Here is a 4,491-nt window from a genome sequence, read left to right on the forward strand (position 1 = left end):
GATATCAGTTCAGCGAGATAGTCCGTTCGCTGATGAGCGTTTATTTCTGTGGCGGCTCATGCGTGGAAGATGTAACGTCACAACTGATGCGCCATCTCTCGTATCATCCTACCCTTCGTACATGCAGCTCTGATACCATCCTCAGAGCCATCAAGGAACTGACACAGGAAAACATCTCCTATACTTCCGACCAAGGCAAGACCTATGATTTCAATACTGCAGACAAACTCAACACATTGCTTATAAACGCTTTGGTTTCTACAGGCGAGTTGAAGGAAATTGAGGAATACGATGTTGACTTTGACCATCAGTTCCTTGAAACGGAGAAGTATGATGCAAAACCGACCTACAAAAAGTTCCTCGGCTACAGGCCTGGCGTATATGTTATCGGTGACAAGATAGTCTATATCGAGAACAGCGATGGTAACACGAATGTGCGTTTTCATCAGGCAGACACCCATTAGAGATTCTTCGCTCTTCTGGAATCCCAGAACATCCGTGTAAATCGCTTCAGGGCAGACTGCGGTTCCTGCTCGAAGGAAATCGTCAGTGAGATAGAGAAGCATTGCAAACATTTCTACATCCGTGCCAACCGATGCAGTTCGCTCTACAATGACATCTTTGCTCTGAGAGGATGGAAGACGGAGGAGATTAACGGCATCCAGTTCGAACTCAATTCCATTCTCGTTGAGAAATGGGAAGGCAAGTGCTATCGTCTTGTCATCCAGAGACAAAGACGCAACAGTGGCGACCTTGACCTGTGGGAAGGCGAATACACTTACCGTTGTATTCTGACCAACGATTACAAGTCATCGACAAGGGACATTGTTGAATTCTACAATCTGCGTGGCGGCAAGGAACGTATCTTTGACGACATGAACAACGGATTCGGTTGGAGCAGACTCCCCAAGTCATTCATGGCGGAGAATACTGTCTTTCTTCTGCTTACTGCATTGATACACAATTTCTACAAGACCATCATGAGCAGGCTTGACACCAAGGCTTTCGGGCTCAAGGAAACGAGTCGCATAAAGGCTTTTGTCTTCAGATTCATCTCCGTACCTGCCAAGTGGATCATGACTGCAAGGCAATACGTGCTGAATATCTATACTGAAAACCGCGCTTATGCAAAACCCTTCAAAACAGAATTCGGATAAGAATCCTTTCTTTCCGGTTTGAATCTGCGTATTACCTCAAGTCGCATCGTGGGGTAAGGGGATGGTGGCTACATATTGATGTTGTGCTGTTGCTTTTTACTGAAAGCTGCTACTAACGACTCATAAATCTACCCTTAATCGTGTATTGGATGATAGTTGCGGATTTTAGGATTCAGATAAATTCGCAACATTTCGTTTGCTACTATTTTTGCAACTTTAAAATCGCAAATCGTAGAAAAATTAGGGTCTCTTTCAAAATAAAATGTTTCCATTGTCATTTGAATATCTTGTTTTCCTCTCAGAAAAAAGTACTTATCCAAATGCGTACTTCCCGAACGGTAGTATTTATAGAAATCAATGTTCTTATTGTAGAAATTCTCTAACTGATTCAGTTCATTGATGAAATAATTTTTCAGCACACAATCTTGTCCGTTGGGGCGCATCATTTCGATGTTATACACTTTCCTGTAATAGATTAGTTTACTAAAAAACTTGGGTTTTATTATCTTGAAAAAGAATATTTCATCCATTTCACTTTTGAACTTATAAAACGAAACTATTTCTTTCAATTCCGAGAACCCCTGTTCCAACAGCAATATTATTTGAGGAATATCTTTAATCCTGTCATTTAAATCGAGTTCATGCATCCTGATTTGATGTTCTAATTTTTCTGCAATGTTTTTTATCTTATCTTTCATTTTTATTGATTTTGAGTAAAAAAAAGGATGATATCGTCAGTTGACGACACATAAAGGCGTTCACTGAATTCCGATAGGATTCAGTGAACGCGAAGCAACAACATGTCGCTGAAAGATAATTAGTGATAGATTTGCCAGAAATACATAATACAGAATTTGTTGAAATCAACACCTAATCTTACTTATAACTTCCTTTGATTCCGTAGTCGGTATCCTGATTATTCAGCGATTTAGTACCGACAAGATGAGTTTTTCCGAAATTAAAATTCCAAGTGAGCGTGGCAACGAGAATTCGGGATGCATCGCTAAAACTTTCTCTTCGGAAAGGCGCTTGTGCATTTTTGTTTTCCATAATGGTTCGGGAAACATTCTTAAACGGATTGAACGCACCTATGCCAAAAGAAAAATTAGTCGCATTGTACCGGATAGCCAAGTAGTGATAATTACCATCCTTTATGACGGTTTCGCCGTATAACCTTTCGTCAAAAGGCTGTAGCTGGCCTATCAGCATCCATTTCTTATACATTGCCAAAACATCTGCCCTGTAATAAAAATTAGAATGGGTATGCGAATAGTTGTTCCCACGACTGTCAAAGTGGTTGAAGCCTCCTGTAACCGAAAATTGCAGGAAGTTTTTTATCATCCCTACTTTCAATGTTATCTCCGCATTATACTTATTCCAATCTTTCATGTTTTCGGGCATTGTCAGGAACACATTTCCATGTTCTCTTTTCGATTCCATGATAGGATTGTGTTTGTAGTGATGATGCAGGCTTGCATTGAAAGCGAACAACCCTTTTCTGTTTTCGTAATATAAATTATTATTCAGATTCAGGTACGGTTGAAGCAACAGATTCCCTTTCTCGGCAAGATACGAGTCAAGACGGATTTCCGTGTCGGCCAACTCCATCAGGGTTGGATTCGTTTGACTCATCTCCGCATCATACCGGATAAAAGAATTATCACTGAACCGATAGCCAACCATCGCTTTGGGTAAGAAATGGTAATAGCTTTTGGTAACAGATACATTGGAAAAATGCAGGCGATTCAGGCGAAGTCCCAAGCTATAGCTGAATTTGCCCTTACTATAAAACCACTCTGCAAAAACCGACGATTCCGCCTGATTCAAATCCGATTTGAATTCCTCGCCCTGATTAATTGTCTGCTCTGTAAACGACTGAATATGTTTTATCCCGAATTTCAAATTTCCATGGGCAAATCCTTTTTCGTATATGCCTTCGGCAATCAGTGAATATTTATCGGAAAACAGTTCCGAACGTTCGCTGAAAAGAGTATCAACATCGTTGTATTCGCAGTAATTCCGCGAAGATGCTGCGTTCGCATAACTCCCCACCACATTAGCATATATTTTCTGATTTTTGGGTAAACCATACTGGTAATACAAGTCGATGGTAGGAACATTAATTTTTTGCTGACTTCCGTCAAAAATCAACCCTTTGTCCGTGCCATTCTCTTTTAGAAAACTGTTGAAATCGTTGTGAGGCTGATTGCTCAGATTATATTTCAACTTGGCATTGAAAAAAGCCGAATCGCTCTGCTGATAGTTGTATGTCAGCGAAAAATCATGCATTTGGTACGAATAATCACCTCCGGCACTGATTTCTTCCCTCAATATAGGGGATGAATTTTCAAACTGATAACTACCTGTGCGATTTCTGTTATTCGTGTTGATGCGTTGAAACGTTGCGGTGTAGTTCAAAGCATATTCCGATTTTCCTTTGTTGAATTTGGCAAAGAAAACATCGCCCCCTGCAAGGATATTCAGCGAGTTCATCAAATCCACACCAACAACACCGCCTTTATCATCCCTTACTACCACGTAGTTGATAACTTTGGAAGCATGTCCGTATCGGATACCTGCATAATCCGAATATTCTATCCGCTTGATTTGGCGGGGTTGCAAGGTCTGAATTTCTTCCGGCGTGGTATTTACGCCGTTAATCTGCAAAATGACTTTCCCGCCGTCGGATGATGAAATCGTATTCAGCATCGGATTGATGTTCAAGCCGGGAAGCATCATTGTATTCAGCAATTGCATTCCGTTGGCAGAATGGCTGATTTGCAATTTTGTCGGGAACACAATCCGTTGGTTAATCTTGTTTATTGTGGAAGAAGCAGAAATCACCACTTCCCCAAGTAACAAAACATTTTCATTCAAATACACATCTATTTGTGCTGATTCCGTCAGATTCTGTATCAAAATCCGCTTTGTTTCAAATCCTAAACAGGATACTGACAGCACATAATTATCTGTGGGAAGATTTTCAAATTCAAATCTTCCGATAGTGTCTGTCGTTGTTCCTTTCAGAAAGACTGAATCTTGTTTGAATAGAACGACATTAGCAAACTCAACAGGTGTTTGCGTATTTTGTTGAAGTACTCTTCCTGAAACATGAATCGATTGTCCGGACACACTTAGGCCGGAATACAGGAAAAATACGATAAGATATAATAATCGAGCTTTATTAAAGTCCATACTTGTTTTCTTCCTTAATTCCGCAACACTTTGATTTAACTTTATTTATAAGTTCCTGAGCAACAAAAAGTTGCTCAGGATTTTGCCATGTCAGATTTTTCACTTATCTTAGTGTTGCAAATCAAAACAAGCGTAAATC

Annotated in this window: 2 protein-coding genes and 1 pseudogene; 1 reads left to right on the forward strand and 2 read right to left on the reverse strand. The window is 40.1% G+C overall.

Annotated features, from left to right (window positions below; translation table 11 throughout):
- Nucleotides 1-1,157, forward strand: a pseudogene (locus CIK99_RS00615) (IS1380-like element IS612 family transposase); the annotation flags it as partial.
- A gap of 134 nt (nt 1,158-1,291) precedes the next feature.
- Here CIK99_RS00615 and CIK99_RS00620 read toward each other — a convergent pair.
- Together CIK99_RS00620 and CIK99_RS00625 are read right to left on the reverse strand one after the other, a co-directional pair.
- The gene (locus tag CIK99_RS00620) at nt 1,292-1,855 is read right to left on the reverse strand and encodes an RteC domain-containing protein (protein ID WP_052484764.1); all 564 of its coding nucleotides are present in this window, start codon (nt 1,853-1,855) and stop codon (nt 1,292-1,294) included.
- Between the two features lie 178 nt (nt 1,856-2,033).
- Entirely contained in the window at nt 2,034-4,352 is a 2,319-nt protein-coding gene (locus CIK99_RS00625) for a carboxypeptidase-like regulatory domain-containing protein (RefSeq protein WP_044064959.1), read from the reverse strand.
- Nucleotides 4,353-4,491: the final 139 nt, after the last annotated feature.

This window comes from Prevotella sp. P5-92 (assembly GCF_002251245.1).
Taxonomy (GTDB): Bacteria; Bacteroidota; Bacteroidia; order Bacteroidales; family Bacteroidaceae; genus Prevotella.

Coding starts and splice junctions, on each gene's coding strand:
- CIK99_RS00620 (WP_052484764.1), bottom strand. CDS start 1,855: ATGAAAGATAAGATAAAAAACATTGCAGAAAAATTAGAACATCAAATC.
- CIK99_RS00625 (WP_044064959.1), bottom strand. CDS start 4,352: ATGGACTTTAATAAAGCTCGATTATTATATCTTATCGTATTTTTCCTG.